This is a genomic window from Haloparvum sedimenti (genome assembly GCF_001462205.1).
Classification (GTDB): Archaea; Halobacteriota; Halobacteria; order Halobacteriales; family Haloferacaceae; genus Haloparvum; species Haloparvum sedimenti.
Window position 1 is genome coordinate 9,028 of record NZ_LKIR01000105.1, and the last position, 16,450, is coordinate 25,477.

The 16,450-nt window shown below is 69.6% G+C and carries 17 protein-coding genes, 1 tRNA gene and 1 pseudogene; 12 read left to right on the top strand and 7 right to left on the bottom strand.

Going from position 1 to position 16,450, the window contains the following annotated elements; all coding sequences use genetic code 11:
• Window positions 1-272 (bottom strand): annotated as a pseudogene (locus AN233_RS17960) (AAA family ATPase); the annotation flags it as partial.
• A gap of 166 nt (window positions 273-438) precedes the next feature.
• Here AN233_RS17960 and AN233_RS06175 point away from each other — a divergent pair.
• Window positions 439-523, top strand: a tRNA-Ser gene (locus tag AN233_RS06175).
• Window positions 524-620: 97 nt separating this feature from the next.
• Here AN233_RS06175 and AN233_RS06180 read toward each other — a convergent pair.
• Both AN233_RS06180 and purB read right to left on the bottom strand, forming a co-directional pair.
• Complete coding sequence (locus AN233_RS06180; protein WP_058365939.1) at window positions 621-932, bottom strand: hypothetical protein; 312 nt, start codon at window positions 930-932, stop codon at window positions 621-623.
• Between the two features lie 108 nt (window positions 933-1,040).
• Window positions 1,041-2,483: an adenylosuccinate lyase gene (gene purB, locus AN233_RS06185; RefSeq protein WP_058365940.1), complete on the bottom strand. Its 1,443-nt coding sequence runs from the start codon at window positions 2,481-2,483 to the stop codon at window positions 1,041-1,043.
• A gap of 160 nt (window positions 2,484-2,643) precedes the next feature.
• On the opposite strand from purB, the gene purH reads away from it, so the two are divergent.
• On the top strand, window positions 2,644-4,236 hold the full coding sequence (gene purH / locus AN233_RS06190; RefSeq protein ID WP_058365941.1) for a bifunctional phosphoribosylaminoimidazolecarboxamide formyltransferase/IMP cyclohydrolase: 1,593 nt from the start codon (window positions 2,644-2,646) through the stop codon (window positions 4,234-4,236).
• A 1,051-nt stretch (window positions 4,237-5,287) separates the two neighbouring features.
• Here the strand turns inward: purH and AN233_RS06195 are convergent.
• The 3 genes from AN233_RS06195 to AN233_RS06205 form a co-directional block, all read right to left on the bottom strand.
• Window positions 5,288-6,730, bottom strand: a complete 1,443-nt coding sequence (locus AN233_RS06195) for a small ribosomal subunit Rsm22 family protein (protein ID WP_058365942.1) — start codon at window positions 6,728-6,730, stop codon at window positions 5,288-5,290.
• A gap of 69 nt (window positions 6,731-6,799) precedes the next feature.
• Window positions 6,800-7,552 carry a prephenate dehydrogenase/arogenate dehydrogenase family protein gene (locus tag AN233_RS06200; RefSeq protein ID WP_058365943.1) on the bottom strand — a complete coding sequence of 251 codons (753 nt, stop codon included), beginning with the start codon at window positions 7,550-7,552 and terminating at the stop codon, window positions 6,800-6,802.
• Window positions 7,553-7,624: 72 nt separating this feature from the next.
• Entirely contained in the window at window positions 7,625-7,861 is a 237-nt protein-coding gene (locus tag AN233_RS06205) for a hypothetical protein (RefSeq protein ID WP_058365944.1), read from the bottom strand.
• A gap of 161 nt (window positions 7,862-8,022) precedes the next feature.
• On the opposite strand from AN233_RS06205, the gene AN233_RS06210 reads away from it, so the two are divergent.
• Window positions 8,023-9,210, top strand: coding sequence for a 5-(carboxyamino)imidazole ribonucleotide synthase (locus AN233_RS06210; RefSeq protein ID WP_058365945.1), 1,188 nt, complete (start codon window positions 8,023-8,025; stop codon window positions 9,208-9,210).
• Between the two features lie 18 nt (window positions 9,211-9,228).
• Here the strand turns inward: AN233_RS06210 and AN233_RS06215 are convergent, their stop codons facing one another.
• Window positions 9,229-10,452, bottom strand: a complete 1,224-nt coding sequence (locus tag AN233_RS06215; RefSeq protein ID WP_058365946.1) for a PQQ-binding-like beta-propeller repeat protein — start codon at window positions 10,450-10,452, stop codon at window positions 9,229-9,231.
• Between the two features lie 129 nt (window positions 10,453-10,581).
• On the opposite strand from AN233_RS06215, the gene purE reads away from it, so the two are divergent.
• From purE to AN233_RS06260, 9 genes are all read left to right on the top strand, one after another.
• The gene (gene purE / locus AN233_RS06220; protein ID WP_058365947.1) at window positions 10,582-11,196 is read left to right on the top strand and encodes a 5-(carboxyamino)imidazole ribonucleotide mutase; all 615 of its coding nucleotides are present in this window, start codon (window positions 10,582-10,584) and stop codon (window positions 11,194-11,196) included.
• 117 nt (window positions 11,197-11,313) lie between these two features.
• The gene (locus tag AN233_RS06225; RefSeq protein WP_058365948.1) at window positions 11,314-11,733 is read left to right on the top strand and encodes an NADH-quinone oxidoreductase subunit A; all 420 of its coding nucleotides are present in this window, start codon (window positions 11,314-11,316) and stop codon (window positions 11,731-11,733) included.
• A complete protein-coding gene (locus AN233_RS06230; protein WP_058365949.1) occupies window positions 11,730-12,431 on the top strand; it encodes an NADH-quinone oxidoreductase subunit B in 702 nt (233 codons plus the stop codon). The genes AN233_RS06225 and AN233_RS06230 overlap by 4 nt, the downstream gene beginning before the upstream one ends.
• Window positions 12,428-14,092, top strand: coding sequence for an NADH-quinone oxidoreductase subunit D (locus AN233_RS06235; RefSeq protein ID WP_058365950.1), 1,665 nt, complete (start codon window positions 12,428-12,430; stop codon window positions 14,090-14,092). Before AN233_RS06230 ends, AN233_RS06235 begins: the two co-directional genes overlap by 4 nt.
• Window positions 14,092-15,165 (top strand): complex I subunit 1/NuoH family protein, encoded by a 1,074-nt coding sequence (locus AN233_RS06240; protein ID WP_058365951.1) that lies wholly within the window; start codon window positions 14,092-14,094, stop codon window positions 15,163-15,165. Before AN233_RS06235 ends, AN233_RS06240 begins: the two co-directional genes overlap by 1 nt.
• Window positions 15,165-15,626: a NuoI/complex I 23 kDa subunit family protein gene (locus tag AN233_RS06245; RefSeq protein ID WP_058365952.1), complete on the top strand. Its 462-nt coding sequence runs from the start codon at window positions 15,165-15,167 to the stop codon at window positions 15,624-15,626. Before AN233_RS06240 ends, AN233_RS06245 begins: the two co-directional genes overlap by 1 nt.
• Window positions 15,627-15,690: 64 nt before the next feature.
• Window positions 15,691-15,954 carry an NADH-quinone oxidoreductase subunit J gene (locus AN233_RS06250; protein WP_058365953.1) on the top strand — a complete coding sequence of 88 codons (264 nt, stop codon included), beginning with the start codon at window positions 15,691-15,693 and terminating at the stop codon, window positions 15,952-15,954.
• Complete coding sequence (locus AN233_RS06255; RefSeq protein ID WP_058365954.1) at window positions 15,951-16,304, top strand: hypothetical protein; 354 nt, start codon at window positions 15,951-15,953, stop codon at window positions 16,302-16,304. The genes AN233_RS06250 and AN233_RS06255 overlap by 4 nt, the downstream gene beginning before the upstream one ends.
• A partial coding sequence (locus AN233_RS06260) for an NADH-quinone oxidoreductase subunit K (RefSeq protein ID WP_176696651.1) occupies window positions 16,304-16,450 on the top strand: 147 nt, incomplete at its 3' end. The genes AN233_RS06255 and AN233_RS06260, both read left to right, overlap by 1 nt.

A 16,450-nucleotide genomic window follows, 5' to 3' on the forward strand; every position in this document is an offset into this window, starting at 1 on the left:
CCCTCCCGCTCGTCGAAGACGTTCGTCCCCGTCACGTCCGTCGGGAGGAGGTCGGGCGTGAACTGGATCCGGGAGAAATCCAGCCCGAGCGCGGCCGCGAACGCCCGCGCGGACAGCGTCTTGCCCGTCCCGGGTACGTCTTCCAGCAGGACGTGGCCGCGCGCCAGCACGCCCAGCGTCACGCGCTCGAGGAACTCGCGGTCCGCGACCACAGCACCGCCGACCTCGTCCATCACGCGGCCGCACGCGTCGGCCGCCTCGGGGACATCCATATGCGCGTGGTCCGCTCCGTACGCCAAAGGTCTGTCGGGGATCGGGAGATAGCCGACCACCGGCCGTCGCTCTCCCGCCAGGGCGTGTTCGCGACGCGAAGCTCGGACCGCCGGAAGGAGTCCGGATCGAAACCACTAAAGTCGGCAACCCAGTAGGTGGAAGCGAGCCGAGGTAGCCTAGCCTGGCCAAGGCGGCAGATTCGAAATCTGCTGTCCATTCGGACACGGGAGTTCAAATCTCTCCCTCGGCGCTTCTTCCGACGCTTCGACCGAGAGCGACCGGTCTCGATTTCTCTCCGACCGGTATCGTGGGTCTGCCTACACAGCCGGCGGTCCCGTCCTGCGGACTCACTCCGCCCCGCCGAGCGACTGCTGTTTGCCCCCTTCCCCGCCGCGGAGCCGACGCCGACGCTTGTCGTAGGCCGCCTCCAGTTTCGCGTTCGTCGCCCGCGAGACGAGGTAGCAGTCGACGTCGTCATCGTCGGCGGGGTGGGCGGCCGCGATCCAGACGTGGCCGTCCCCGGTCGAGAGCGACTCCGCCCATCGCTCCGCGGCCGCGCGGCTCCCGAAGGCGTGGCGGGTTCCCTCCGCCGCAACGAGCCGACCCACCTTCGCGTTTCGCTTGCGCGCTGACGGTTTGACCGCGACGACGACGCTCACTGACGGTGTGTGCGTCGCTTCGGGTTAAAAAGGGTCGGCAGACGACCACCGTCGAGAGGCGTCGATCGACCGCGGCCGGTTCGGACGTTCTCTATCGCGCTATCGAGTTTATTCCGCGTCCTGCGCCATCTCGGCCGCGACGCCGGTGTAGTTCGCGGGCGTCAGCGCGTGAAGTTCGTCGCGGACCTCCTCGTCCACGTTCAGTTCGTCGAACAGGCCGCGGAAGTCGTCGAGGGTCACCTGCCGGCCGCGGGTGAGCGCTTTCACGCGCTCGTAGGCGTCGGTGTCGCCCTCGCGGCGGAGGATCGTCTGGACCGCTTCGCCGATGACCGCGGGCGTGTCGGCCAGTTCCTCGGCCATCACCTGCTCGTTGGGGACGACCTTCGCCAGCCCGTCCGCTGTCTTCAGATAGCCGATCAGCGAGTGCGCCAGCGCGGCGCCCACGTTGCGCTTGACCGTCGAGTCCGAGAGGTCGCGCTGGAGCCGGGAGGTGGTGACGTAGTCCGCGAGGAACGTCAGGTCGGAGTTGGCCTTCGAGAGGTTCCCCTCCGAGTTCTCGAAGTCGATGGGGTTCACCTTGTGGGGCATCGTCGAGGAGCCGGTCTCGCCTTCGACGGCTTCCTGTCCGAGGTAGCGGTCGGAGACGTAGAGCCACGCGTCGCGATCGAGGTCGAGCAGGACGTTGTTGATCCCGCGGACGGCGTCGAAGACCGCCGCCAGGTCGTCGCAGGGGTTCACCTGCGTCGTCGCCGGCTCGTGGTCGAGTCCGAGGTCGTCGACGAACTCGGCGGCGAAGCCCCGCCAGTCCACGTTCGGGAACGCCGCCTCGTGGGCCGCGTAGGTGCCCGACGCGCCCGCGAGCTTTCCGGATACCGCGTCGGTCGCGTCGCGGAGGCGGCCGAGGCCGCGGCCGAGACGGGACGCGTACACCGCCATCTCCTTGCCGAAGGTGGTCGGCGTCGCGGGCTGGCCGTGGGTGCGTGCGAGCATCGGCGTCTCCGCGTACTCGTGGGCGAGGTCGACCAGTTCGTCCCGCACGTCCCGGACCGCGGGCACCAGCACCGCCTCGACGGCGGACTTCACGAGCAGGCGGTGCGCGAGGTTGTTCACGTCCTCGCTGGTGAGCCCGAAGTGGATCCACGGCGTGATCGCGTCCGGGTCGGCAACATCTCCGGCCTCCGCGGCCCGGTCGAGCGCCACGCGGAGGAAGTACTCGACCGCCTTCACGTCGTGGTTGGTCGCGTCGTACCCCGCCGCGCCCCGGACCTCGAGGTCCTTGATCAGGCGGGCGTCGTCGGCGTCGAACGCCTCGTAGCAGTCGCGCAGGATGGCGCGCTCGTTCGTGTCGAGTTCGAGCGGCGTCGCGGGCAGGTCCGCGAGCGCGATCAGGTACTCCACCTCGACGCGCGTCCGGGCCCGCATCAGCGCGGCCTCGCTGACGTACGGCGACAGCGGCGCGGTGCGGCCGGCGTACCGCCCGTCGAGCGGCGAGACGGCCGCGAGCGGGTCCGCCCGGTCGAGCCCCGGAATCGTGGCTGCGTCGTCGGTCATACCCGACCGTCTCGGCGGCACTCGCAAAAGAGTGTCGGGGCACGTCCGTGCATCGTTCGGCCAAGATGTCGCGGAAGATGGCATGTTTCTGTGGCCGAACGTGGATCGAACCGCGCCTCGGACCGCAACCCCTATACTCGGAGCGACGGACGGTTCGGGTATGAAGATCGCCGGCATGGCGAGCAACCGAGGACGGAACCTGCTGCACATCGACGACCTCGCGCCCGGCGGGGCCGGACTGTCGGTCGTCGTGACCAACCGCGAGGGTGCGCCCGCCGTCGAGGCGGCCTCCGAGCGCGGGATCCCCACGGAGGTCGTCGTTCGCGAGGAGGGCGAATCGCGGGAGTCCCACGAGCGGCGGATCCTCGACCGGCTCTCGGGCTACGACTTCGATGTCGTCTGTCTGGACGGGTACATGCGCGTGCTGACGGCGACGTTCCTCGACGAGGTGCCGACCACGCTGAACGTCCACCCCTCGCTGCTCCCCGCGTTCCCCGGGATGGACGCCCACGAACAGGTGCTCGACGCCGGCGTCCGGACGACTGGCGCGACCGTCCACGTCGTCACCGAGGCGGTCGACGCCGGCCCCGTGGTCACGCAGGAACCGGTCCCCGTCTACGAGGACGACGACGCGAACTCGTTAAAGCGTAGAGTGCTATACCAAGCCGAGTTCGCGGCGTATCCCCGGGCGGTGCGCTGGTTCGCGGAGGACCGCGTGACGGTGGACCGCGAGGCCGGCGAGGTCCGCGTCGAGGGCGACACGGGCGGTGACTTCCCGCAGCGTCGCTTCGTCTCGGAGGACCGGGCCGAGACGCTCCGCTACGGCGAGAACCCCCATCAGGACGCCGCGCTGTACGCGGACGACGCGAGCGAGGAGGCGAGCGTCGTCTCCGCGCCGCAGTTGAACGAGGGCGCGAAGGGGATGGGCTACAACAACTACAACGACGCGGACGCGGCGCTGAACCTGATAAAGGAGTTCGAGGCGCCCGCGGCCGCGGTGATCAAGCACACCAACCCTGCGGGCTGTGCGGTCGCGGACACGCTTGCGGAGGCGTACGACCGCGCGCTACGGACGGACGCGAAGTCGGCGTTCGGCGGCATCGTCGCCCTCAACCGCGAGTGCGACGCGGAGACGGCCGACGCAATCACGGAGTCGTTCAAGGAGGTCGTCGTCGCGCCCGGCTACACCGACGCGGCGCTCGACGTGCTCCGCGAGAAGAAGAACCTTCGCGTGCTCGACGTCGGCGAGCTGGGGCCGATCGAGGAGCGATTCTCGGAGCGACTCACCGAGAACGACCTCGTCGGCGGGCGGCTCGTGCAGGAGCGGGACCTTCAGCGCCCCTCGGTCGAGGACCTCGAGGTCGTCACGGAGCGCGAGCCGACCGACGAGGAGCTGGAGACGATGGTGTTCGCCTGGAAGACGCTCAAGCACGTCAAGTCCAACGGCATCCTGTTCGCGGACGGGACGGAGACGGTCGGCATCGGCGCCGGGCAGGTCTCGCGCGTGGACGCGGTGACGCTCGCGGCGATGAAGGCCGAGAAGGACGCCGACGGCAAGTCCGCCGAGGGCGCGGTGATGGCCTCGGACGCGTTCTTCCCGTTCCCGGACGGCATCGAGGAGGCGGCCGAGGCCGGCATCGAGGCCGTGGTCCAGCCCGGCGGCTCGGTCAACGACGAGGACGTGATCGCGGCCGCGGACGAGCACGACATGGCGATGGCGTTCACCGGCTCGCGGTCGTTCAGACACGACTGAGAGAACCCCGCGAACGGTTCGAGAGTCCACGCCTGCCCGTCCACTGATCGTCTGCTGCGGCGCGCGCGAGCAACGCGCGCGAGGGAGGCGGCGGGCGCGGCGCGATGCGGTGCAGTGCGGTTCCGCGCCGCGCCCGCGGCCGAGGCTGGGGAGGTGTGAGGTTGTGGTGCTGTGCGGGGCGGTCGCGGTGCGGGGCGGTCGCGGTGCGGGGCGGTCGCGGTGCGGGGCGGTCGCGGTGCGGGGTGGGACTGAAAGGGGCAGTCGGCTCGGTCCCGCCCGGACGACGCTCTCGCGAGCCTGCCGAGCGAGAGTCAGCAAGTCGCAGCCCGGACCCGTCCGTCGGGCGGTGCGGAGAGACGCAACGGAACGCCCGGACCGTCTTGCCAGATAAGCACCGCAGCGGGCGGTGTCTCCAGCGCGCTACCGCACGCTGGAGGCTCGCGAGACGCGGTTTGTCTCGCCAAGCGGAGAGCGAGGAGCGCAGCGAGGGTCCCGCGAGCCCGCCGAGCGGGACGACGGCAGTCGCAGCCCGGACCCGTCCGTCGGGCGGTGCTGAGAGACGCAACGGAACGCCCGGACCGTCTTGCCAGATAAGCACCGCAGCGGGCGGTGTCTCCAGCGCGCTACCGCACGCTGGAGGCTCGCGAGACGCGGTTTGTCTCGCCAAGCGGAGAGCGAGGAGCGCAGCGAGGGTCCCGCGAGCCTGCCGAGCGAGAGTCAGCAAGTCGCAGCCCGGACCCGTCCGTCGGGCTGTGCCGAGAGACGCAACGGAACGCCCGGACCGTCTGCCGGAACCCGGCGCGGTCGAGCCGACTGGGGCTTTCTGGGTGTTGCTGTCCCGATCAGCAGGATCAGCAACCGATCCAGATCAGTAGTACAGAGAGCCGACTGGGGCTTTCTGGGTGTTGCTGTCCCGATCAGCAGGATCAGCAACCGATCCAGATCAGTAGTACGGAGAGCCGACTGGGGCTTTCTGGGTGTTGCTGTCCAGATACGCAGATTCTGTAACCGAGACAGAACCGGAGTAGCAGCAAACCGGGTCTTTGTGCTCTTACGGCGCGACGAGGTCGATAACCGTCTCGGCGTCGACCACGTGGTTGTACGCGCCCTCGTCGTCGTTCCACAGGACGAGCGCGTTCTCGACCGCGAGCACCGCGCCGTACTCCGCCTCGCGGAGCGCGCGGTTCAGCTCCGTCTCCCGGGTGAGTACGGCGTACTGCTCCAGTTGCTCCGAGCCGTCGCCGACCTTGAACAGGCGGTTGCCGCCGTCGCTCAGGTCGTGGCTCAGCTTCACCCAGAGCATGTTGACGCGGTCGGTGACGTGCTCCTCGGCCGCGCTCAGCGGCATGTGGCGCTCCGGGCTTGCGGTCACGTCGACGCGCCGCTTCCCGTCCGGGCGGAGGATCGAGTACGCGAACTGCACGTCGACGTTGACGAACTCGCCGGGGGCCTCACCCGGGTCGCGGTCGGCCGCCTCGTCGAGGCGCTGCTGGAACGGGGGCACCTCGAGGTCGGGGCGCACGTCGAACGACCAGCCGCGGTCGTTCGGGGCCGCGTCGGGCCACAGGCGGAGCGTCGGGCTGTAGACGCTCGTCGCCGCGTCCGGGGGCGTGACCGCGCGCTCGATCTCGCGGAGCCCGGTGGCCGTGTTGAGGTCCGCGGGCGCGAGCGCGACGACCGAGCCGTCCGCGGCGAGCGCGGCCAACGCCGCCTCGACGACCGGAACCGGCTCGGCGAGCTCCGAGAGCACGTTACCGAAGAGGACGAGGTCGAAGGGCTCGCCGGTCGGGTCGGCGTCACCGTCCCCCTCCAGTCCGAGGAACGATTCCGCGGTCTCGCGGTGGACCGTCGGCCGGAAGTTGCGGCCGGTCTCGTCGAGCAGCGCTTCCAGCACGTCTGCGGCGGCGCTCGGTTCGACCGCGTGGTAGTCCACGACCGCGCCGTCGGGCAGGTAGTCGTGGAGGCCGAGCGCCGGGCCGCCGACGCCCGCGCCCACGTCGAGCACCCGGAGTCGGCGGTCGAGCAGGCCGTTCTCGGCGAGGTCGTCGAGGGCGTAGCCGACCGCGGCGTAGTAGTCGGGCAGGTGGTAGATCGCGTAGCCGAGCGCGGCGACGCGGTCGTACTCCACGTCGTTCTGGAAGTAGTAATCCTCCTTCAGCCGGCGAACGGCCGCGCGGAGGTCGTCGCCCGAGTCGCCGCGGTGCCAGTTCGCACCGAACTCGCCGATCAGCAGGTCCTCGACTCCGAACGCGTACGCCTCGGGGAACGCCTCGGGCCCCCAACCCGGCAGCGGGGCGGGGTCGTCCTCGACCGGGACGAAGGTCCCGTCCTCGCGCTCGCGGAGGTCGAGGTCGAACGCCTCCTCGCGGAGCGTCTGTTTGACGACGGCCGGGTGAGCCCCGCCCTCGACGTAGTCGGCGAGCTCCTCGGGGTCGATCGGACGGACCTGTCTGAGGTACTTCGCGCTGTCGCGGACTGCGTCTCTGTCGATCATTGGGGTAGCATGTGGGTCATCTGGTGTGGGTCATCGGCGTGGTGTGGGCCATCGGAATCGGCGGGTCGGTCAGTCGTGTCTGTCGCGCGCGTCGCGTTCGCCGCGGGCCGCCTCGTAGAGCGCGGCGAACGCCTCGGGGTCGGCGTCCGCGAGGTCACGGGCCGCGTCGGCGACCGCGTCGGCGCCGTCGAAGGCGCGCTGGATCTCGGCGTACACCGCGGGCGATCCCTCGGTGACGGTGTCCGCGAGGTCGTCGAGGGCGCCGGAGATCGGGGTGTGGAACTCCTCGCGCACGTCCTCGCCGGCGAGCCGCCACGCGAGGATCGCCGCGTGCGTGCCCGCCTGTACCGTCTCCATCGCGCGGTCGTGCTCCTCGGGCGTCGTCTCGAACACGTCGTTGCCGCCGGCCTCCACGTCGTCGACGACAGCGTCGATCAGCGGGCCGCCGGCGTCGATCACGGCGGCGACGTTCCCCGGCACGCGCGGCGGCGCGAACAGGGGATGGAAGCTCGCCCGCTGGGCGTCCGGACACGCCGCGCGCAGCGCCGCGACCGGTTCCGCCATCGCCCCGGACACATCGAAGACCGCCTCGCCGACGTTGTCGGCGTAGGCGTCGACCGCGTCCGGCACCGCCGACATCGGGACCGCCAGACAGACCACGTCGAACGTCTCCGTCGTGTCGGGGTCGACCGCGCGGGTGTCGCGCGCGCCGGCCGCGTCGCGGGCGACGGCGAGGTCGCGGTCGGCGAACGCCACCGTCGCCTCGACGGTGTCGGCGACCCACCGCCCCATCTCTCCGGCGCCCACGACGAGTAGATCCATCGGTCATCCGTCGTAGGGCGCCGGCGGGGTAAAAACGTTCGAAGCGCGCGTTGCTCGGTGCGGACCGGCCCGTCAGAGCCGGTCGTCCTCGATGCTTCCGGGGTCTTCCGCCGTGTCGAACATGTTGTTCTCGGCGCCTTCCAGCATCTCGTCGCGCGGCTCCTCGTCGACGACCGTCACGTTGTACGCCTCGATACCCGAGGAGATGAGCTCCTCGGCGGCCTGTTCCTCGGAGACGAACTCCTGTTCTGCGAGCTGCTGAAACTCGGAGTACACGTCGTCTGACAGCGAGAGTTCGAAGGTGGGCATACCTGGGGGTATCTCCTGCGTCCTTTTGAACCTTGGCTCCGGATGCGCACCGCCAGCACGACCGGCACGGACCGACGCCCCTTGCGTTTCGATCCACGTTTCTGCCTACAACGAGACCTCGGGTGGCAATCCTTATGCAGCATCGTCCGCAAGCCTCGCGCGTGACAGTGACACTTCCCGGTCCGACGCTCGGCATCGTCGGGGGCGGCCAGCTGGGACGAATGATCGGCGAGGCGGTCGCGCCGCTGGGCGTCGAGGTGGTCGTGCTCGACCCGACACCGGACCCGCCGGCAGCACCGACGACCGCGGACGGGATCGTCGGCGACTTCGACGACGAGGACGCCGTCCGCGAACTCGCCGAGCGCGCGGACGTGTTGACCTACGAGATCGAGCTCGCGGACCCGGACCTGCTGGCGGCGGTGAGCGAGGAGTTCGACGTGCCGGTCCATCCCGACCCGGCGACGCTCCGCACCATCCAAGACAAGCTCGTCCAGAAGCGCGCGCTCGAGGAGGCGGGCATCCCCGTCCCGGAGTTCGTCGAGGTCTCTGACGAGGCGGCCCTCCGCCGCGCGGTCGAGGCGTTCGGCGGCGTGATGCTGAAGGCCCGCGAGGGGGGCTACGACGGCCGCGGAAACCGGCCCGTGGAGGACCCCGACGAGGCCGCGGAGGCGCTCGCGGAGCTCGGCACGCACGCGATGGCCGAGACGCTCGTCCCCTTCGAGCGCGAGCTCTCGGTGATCGGCGTGAAGGGCGCTGACGGGGTGGCGACGTACCCCGTCACCGAGACCGTCCACCGCGAGGAGATCCTCCGCGAGAGCGTGGCGCCCGCGCGGGCGGCCGACGCGGTACTGGAGCGCGCGGAGGCGGTCGCGCGCGACGTGCTCGAGTTCCTCGACGGCCGCGGCGTCTACGGGATCGAGCTGTTCGAAACGCCGGAGGGCGAGGTGCTCGTCAACGAGATCGCGCCGCGACCACACAACTCCGGCCACTGGACCATCGAGGGCGCGGCGACCTCCCAGTTCGAGAACCACGTCCGCGCGGTGCTGGGCTGGCCGCTCGGGCCGACCGACCTCGCCGCGCCCGCGGTCACCGCGAACGTGCTCGGAGACGTGCCCGAACCGGAGCCAGCGACGCTGTCGGGCGTCGAGACGGTGCTTTCCGCGGCCGACGCCGACCTCCACTGGTACGGCAAGCGCGAGGCCCGACCGCTTCGCAAGATGGGACATCTCACCGTGACCGGCGAGGAGACTGGTGATCGCTCGACCGGCGGGCGCGCCGGGGGCGACCGAGAGGAACTGGTCGCTCGCGCCCGCGACCTCCGCGACGGGCTGACGTTCACCGAGGGCTGACCGACCCCGCGACCCGGTTCACGACAGGACGCGGAGGGACCCGTCGCCAGTCCCGTTCGCGATCATCACGAGCAGCTCCTCGTCTGCGGCGGTGACGTAGCTCACGCCCCCGTCGAGCTCCTCCTCGAACCGGGTCCCGCCGAGTCGGAGGGAGCGGAGCCCGACGCCTCCGCCGACCTCGAACGCGTGGAGGCGCTCGCCGCCGACGTACACCGTGTCTCCGACGAGCGCCGGCGGCGTGGGTCGGACAGCGTTCCCGATCCGGGCCTGCCACTCGCGGTCCCCGTCCTCGGCGTTCAGCGCGTACAGTCGCCCGGCCGAGACCGTGAAGACGCCGCCGTGCCCGACGGCGACGCCGCCCTGGGCGAATCCGCGGACGTTCGTCCGCCATCGGCGCTCCCCCGTCGGGGCGAAACAGTGGACGGAGCCGTCTCCGGCGCCGACCACGACGTCGCCCGGGCCGCGTATCGACTCGCCGTCGGGTCCGCGGGACGCGACGACGGTCGGCGCGGTCCGGATCCCGGCGTCGACGGTCCGGTTCCAGCGCACCCGGCCGTCGTTGTCGACCGCGTACAGCTCCCCGCCGGCGGTCGCGACGTAGACGACGCCGTACACCGACGCTGGCGCGCGGGCGGCGGCATGCCGAACGATGCCGTCGAGCCGGCGCTCCCACGCCAGGTCGCCGGTCGCCCCGTCGAACGCGCGGAGGTACTCGCCGGCACCGATCACCACGCGGTTCTCGTCTCCGCGTTCGACGACGAGCGGTGAGGTCTCGCCGAAGACGTACTCGAACTCGTGGGCCCAGAGGCGCTCGCCCGCGTCGAGGTCGCGTGCGACCAGCGTGTCGCCCTCCGGAACGTACGCCACGCCGTCCGCGACGGCCGGCGCACCGGTGTACCGGTACGCGCCGTTGTCCCCGGGCGCGACGGACCAGCGCCGGCTCAGGTCGCCGCGATCGAGCGCGACCACGTCCACCCCGGTGTTCAGAAGAGCTGCGTCCCCGGTCACGACGGGGTCGCCCGCGGGGATGCCGTCGAACTCGTGCGTTCGGTCGACGGCCGGGCTCACGCGAGGCGCGGCGCCGTTCGGCACCGCCCGCGAGTTCCACGCGTCGCCGCCGCCGGTCGGCCAGTCGTACGACTCGTCGGAGCCGGGAGCAGCGTTCAGGCCGCCGAGGCAGCCGGCGGTCGCCGTCAGTCCGGCCGCTCCGAGGCCGGCGAGGAACGCGCGTCTGGAGGGCATATCCGGCCGACGGTTTCCTCCCCGGGGCCTTCGCCCTTGTGGTGGCCGGTCCGGCGTCGGCGGTCGCTCTCGCGCCGGCCGGGCCGCGGACCGGCACGATTTACAACGCCGCCCGCACCACCCACGGACATGACCTCGGTGCAGGACCTCATCGACAGACTCGACGCGGAAGCAGACGCGAACGCCGACCCCGACACGACCCCGGACGTGGGGATAATCATGGGATCGGACTCGGACCTCGACACGATGGCGGGCGCCTACGACGCGCTCCGCGAGCTCGGCTTCGCCGAACAGACCGACTTCGGGAACCCGCCGGACGCCCGGTTCACCTTCGAGAGCTACGTCGTCTCCGCCCACCGGACGCCGGAGCTGATGTACACCTACGGGGAGACCGCGGAGGCCCGCGGGCTCGACGTGATAATCGCCGGGGCGGGCGGCAAGTCCGCCGACCTGCCGAACATGACCGCCTCGGTCGCGTATCCGGTCCCCGTCGTCGGCGTCCCCGTCCAGGAGAAGTCCGTCGACAGCGTGCTGGGGATGCCCACGGGGGCGCCCATCGTCGCGGTCGACGCCGGCAAGTCGTTCAACGCCGGGCTCTCGGCCGCGCAGGTGCTCTCGCGGGAGCACGAGGCGATCCGCGACCGGCTGGTCGCGTTCCACGACGACCAGAAGGCCGGCGTCGCGGACGTCTCCGCGGCGCTGCACGACGAGGGGATCGACGCGTTTCGCGAGCGCGAGGAGTGAGCGCCGGTCGCGCCGCTTTCCCGGCGCGCTCTCCGAGGGCCCGCTTCGCACGCGCGCACCCGAGAATCAACGCTTATGTAGGGGCCAACCAAACTCGCGCACGTTACGGAGACCCGTATGAACGACTGGATAGCTATCGGCGCACTGGCGGTCGTCGGCCTCGCCATCCCGCTGGGGATGATGGCGGTGTCGGCGCTTCTTCGTCCGAGTGTGCCGGAACAAGGCAAACGCACGGTGTACGAGTCCGGCGAGGTCCCGACCGGAACGGCGCGCATTCGGTTCAACATCCAATACTACATGGTCGCGCTGCTGTTCCTCGTGTTCGACATCGAGACGGTGCTGCTGTTCCCGTGGGTCACGATCTACCGGCCCGCGCTCGAGCAGGGCGTCCCGCTTCTCGACGTTCTGTGGCCGATGCTGACGTTCGTCGGCATCCTCGCGGTCGGACTCGTCTGGGCGTGGCGCAACGGCGCGGTGCAGTGGACTTCCAGCCCGCGCGCGACGGCCCGCAAGACGGAGCGTGAGACGGAATCATGAGCAGCGACCAACCCTTCATCACCGACGACTCCGCCGTACTGACCGAGACCCGCGACGCCCGGATGGGCGCGGAGCGCGGCGACCGATTCAACTCCCGCCTCCGGGAGGCGTTCGGCTCCTCGCCGTTCATCCTCACCAAGTTCGACAAGTTCATGAACTGGTGTCGCGGCTCCTCGATGTTCATGCTGCAGTTCGGGATCGCCTGCTGCAGCATCGAGATGATGCACACCTACGCGGTGAAACACGACCTCGACCGCTTCGGCTCCGGGGTCCCCCGCGCCTCGCCGCGACAGGCCGACGTGATGATCGTCCCCGGGACGATCGTCTCGAAGTTCGCCCCGCGGATGAAGCGCGTCTACGACCAGATGCCCGAGCCGAAGTTCGTGGTCGGGATGGGCTCGTGTACCATCTCCGGCGGCCCCTTCCAGGAGGGGTACAACGTGGTCAAGGGCGCCGAGGAGGTCATCCCGGTCGACATCCACGTGCCGGGCTGTCCCCCGCGGCCGGAGGCGCTCGTCTACGGCGTCGCAAAGCTCCAGGAACGCATCGCCAACGGCGAGGCCTCCCCGGTGACGGTCAAGCCCTACGAGCTGGAACAGTTCTCGGATCTGGAACGGGACGAACTCGTCGACCACCTCACCGACGAGATCGACGAGGACGACCTGGTGATGCGGTACAACTTCGCTGATTCGCCATGAGTCTGGAAAAGCCAGAGGCCGACGAGGCGGTCGTTCCGGCCGACGACGCCGAGGACATCGCCGCCCTGCTGGGCGAGAACGTCATCGGCCGCGAGGAGCACGTCAACGCGCCGGGCTTCGTCGTCCGACCGGACGCGGTCCAGGACACCCTCTCCACGCTCAAGGACGAGGCCGGCTACGACCACCTCTCGGTCGTCACCGCCCAGGAGTACGAGAACCGCTACGAGTCGATCTACCACCTGAAGAAGTACGACGACCCGACCCAGGAGGTCAGCGTCGTCGTCCCCGCCGACAAGGAGAACCCGGTCTCGGAGTCCGGCGCCGGCGTCTTCACCACGGCCGACTGGCACGAGCGCGAGGCGTACGACCTCGTCGGCATCGACTACGAGGGCCACCCCGACCTCAAGCGCATCCTGCTGCCGGAGACGTGGCAGGGGCACCCGCTCTCGATGGACTACGACCAGGACCAGCCGCAGGTCGTCAGCCTCTCCGAGCACGCCAACCCCCTGCAGGACGACTACAAGGACGCCGAGTCGGACACGATGTTCGTCAACATCGGCCCGCACCACCCGGCGACCCACGGCGTGCTTCACCTGAAGACCACGCTCGACGGCGAGCAGGTCGCGGACGTCGAGTCCGACATCGGCTACCTCCACCGCAGCGAGGAGCAGATGGCCCAGAACGGCACGTACCGCTACCAGATCATGCCGTACCCGGACCGCTGGGACTACATCTCGGCGGGGCTCCTCAACGAGTACGCGTACGCCCGCGCGGCCGAGGACCTCGCGGACATCGACGTGCCCGAGTACGCGCAGGTCATTCGCACGATGGGCGCGGAGATGTGCCGCATCGCCGCGCACATGCTCGCGCTCGCCACGTTCGCGCTGGACGTCAACGGCGACTTCACCGCGACGTTCATGTACGCGATCAACGACCGCGAGCAGGTGCAGAACCTGCTGGAGGACCTGACCGGACAGCGGATGATGTTCAACTACTTCCGGCTCGGCGGCGTCGTCTGGGACCTGCCCGAGCCCCGCGAGGAGTTCTTCTCGAAGACGCGGGACTTCCTCGACCAGCTCCCCGAGTCCGTCGAGGAGTACCACGACCTGCTGACCTCCAACGAGATCTTCCAGATGCGGACGGTCGACACCGGGATCCTCCCGCCGGAGGTGGCGAAGGACTACGGCGCGACCGGCCCGGTCGCCCGCGGCTCCGGCGTCGACTACGACCTGCGCCGCGACGACCCCTACGGCTACTACGACGAGCTCGACTGGGACGTGGTGACCGAGGACGGCTGCGACAACTACGCCCGCCTGCTCGTCCGGATGCGGGAGGTCGAGGAGTCCGCGAAGATCATCGAACAGTGTATCGACCTGCTGGAGGACTGGCCCGACGAGGAGCGCACGATCCAGGCCAACGTCCCGCGCACCCTCCGGCCGGACGACGACACCGAGATCTACCGCGCCGTCGAGGCCGCCAAGGGCGAACTCGGCATCTACATGCGCGCGGACGGCACCGACAAGCCCGCCCGCTTCAAGATCCGGTCGCCGTGCTTCTCCAACCTGCAGACGCTCCCGGAGATGGCGCAGGGCGAGTACATCCCGGACATGATCGCGGCGCTGGGTAGCCTCGACATCGTGCTCGGCGAGGTGGATCGGTGATGTCGCTCGCGCCCGCCCAACTGTTTCCGGAGTTCGTCGCGAACGCGCTCGGGCTTCCAGGCATCGCCGGGGAGATCGTCGGCGCGCTGATCGCGGCGTTCCTCGTCGGCAACGTCATGCTGACGTTCACGGGCGTCGCGGGCCCGTGGGCCAAGCGGAAGATCACGGCCGCGTTCACCGACCGCATCGCGGTCAACCGGATCGGGCCGTTCGGCCTGCTGATCATCCCGGCCGCGGCCGTCCAGCTCCTCGCGAAGGAGCTGATCATCCCGGAGGGCGCCGACCGCCCCTCCTACGACCTGGCGCCCATCGTGCTGCCCGCGTCCGCGCTGCTCGGCTTCGCGGTGATCCCGATGGGCAACCTCGGCCCGATAAACGTCCAGCTCGCGGACCCCGAGGTCGGGTTCGCGCTGGTGTTCGCGTTCGCCTCCATCGCCTCCATCTCGCTGGTGATGGCCGGCTACGCGTCCAACAACAAGTACTCGCTGCTCGGCGGTCTCCGCGCCGTCGCGCAGAACCTCGCGTACGAGATTCCCCTCATCGTCACGGCGATGTCCGTCGTGGTGTTCGCGGGGACGCTCCAGACCAGCGGCATCGTCGCCGCCCAGCAGGAGGCGCTCGTCACGCTCGGCGGGATCACCATCCCGTCGTGGTACGCGTTCGTCAATCCCTTCGCCTTCCTGCTGTTCCTCACGGCGAACATGGCGGAGATCGGCCGGAACCCCTTCGACATCCCGGAGGCCCCGACCGAGATCGTCGCCGGCTACCAGACCGAGTACTCCTCGGCGTACTTCGTGCTGTTCTACCTCGGGGAGTTCCTCCACATCTTCCTCGGCGGCGCCATCCTGACGATGGCGTTCCTCGGGGGCGCCTCCGGGCCGGGCCCGGAGAGCATCGGGTTCGTCTGGTTCGTCGTGAAGATCTGGGCGTTCTTCCTGTTTACCCAGTGGTGCCGGGCCGCGATGCCGCGGTTCCGCATCGACCAGCTCATCGAGGTGGGCTGGAAGGGAATGCTGGTGCTATCGTTCGCTAACCTCGTGCTCACGGCCGTACTCGTGGGGGTGACCGTCTGATGATCGGACTGCTCAAATCCATGGCGACGACGATGAAGCACGCGCTCGACGGCTCGACGTTCACGGTCGAGTACCCGGAGACGGCACCGGAGGTGAGCCCGCGCTTCCGCGGCGTTCACAAGTTCAGCCAGGAGCGCTGCATCTGGTGCCGGCAGTGTGAGAACGTCTGTCCCAACGACACGATCCAGATCGTCCAGGACGACCAGCGCAACGGCGAGCAGTACAACCTCCACATCGGGCAGTGCATCTACTGTCGGCTGTGCGAGGAGGTCTGTCCCGTCGACGCCATCCTGCTGACGCAGAACTTCGAGTTCACCGCGGACACGAAGGACGACTTCGTCTACAACAAGGAACAGCTCAAGAACGTCCCGTGGTACAAGGGCATCGACCCGCTCAACTCCCGCAACCCCGACCGCAACGCGTGGGTCGGCGAGGGTGACGGGGAGGTCGATTACCAGTAGTTCCGCGAACGGCGTCGCGCCGTTCTCGAAACCTTCAAAGGAAATCTCATAGGAGACACACACAATGGTCTACGAAACCATCGCGTTCGCCCTGTTCGCCCTCGTTACGCTGGCGAGCAGCCTCGGCGTGGTTCTCGCGCGGGACGTGTTTCACGCGTCCCTGCTTCTGGGAGTCGCGCTGGTGAGCGTCGCGGTGCACTACGTGATGTTGCAGGCGGAGTTCCTCGCCGCCATGCAGATCCTCGTCTACGTGGGCGGGGTGCTCATCCTCATCACGTTCGCCGTGATGCTGACGCGGTCGACGGAGCCGGAGGTGCATAGCGCATGAGCGACCGCCGTTCCGGACTCGTCCCGGGGCTGGCGTCGGTCCTGCTGTTCGCGGCCATGGCCGCGGCGTTCGTGAACGCGGAGTTCGGCGAGCCGGCCGGCTTCGAACTGTCCGGCGAGGCGGCCGACACGGTCGTCCACAACATCGGCTACGCCCTCTTCAACCTGGACCTGGGCAGCCTCGCCGCGAACACGGAGGGGTTCCTCGCCGCGTTCCTCATCGTCGCACTGACGCTGGACGTGGCGGTCGACGGGGCGCTCTACCTCGCGAAGCGCGAGGAGGGCGACTCCGTCGTCTCCGCGGTCGGTGAGGCGTTCACCGACGGCGGTCGGGAGGGGGGTGACCGCTGATGGTCCCGCCCACCTACTACCTGTTGCTCGCGGCCGGCATCTTCTGTATCGGCCTGTTCGGCGTCCTCACGCGGCGTGAGGTGCTGTACTTCCTGATGAGCGTGGAGCTGATGCTCAACGCGGCGAACATCAACCTGGTGGCGTTC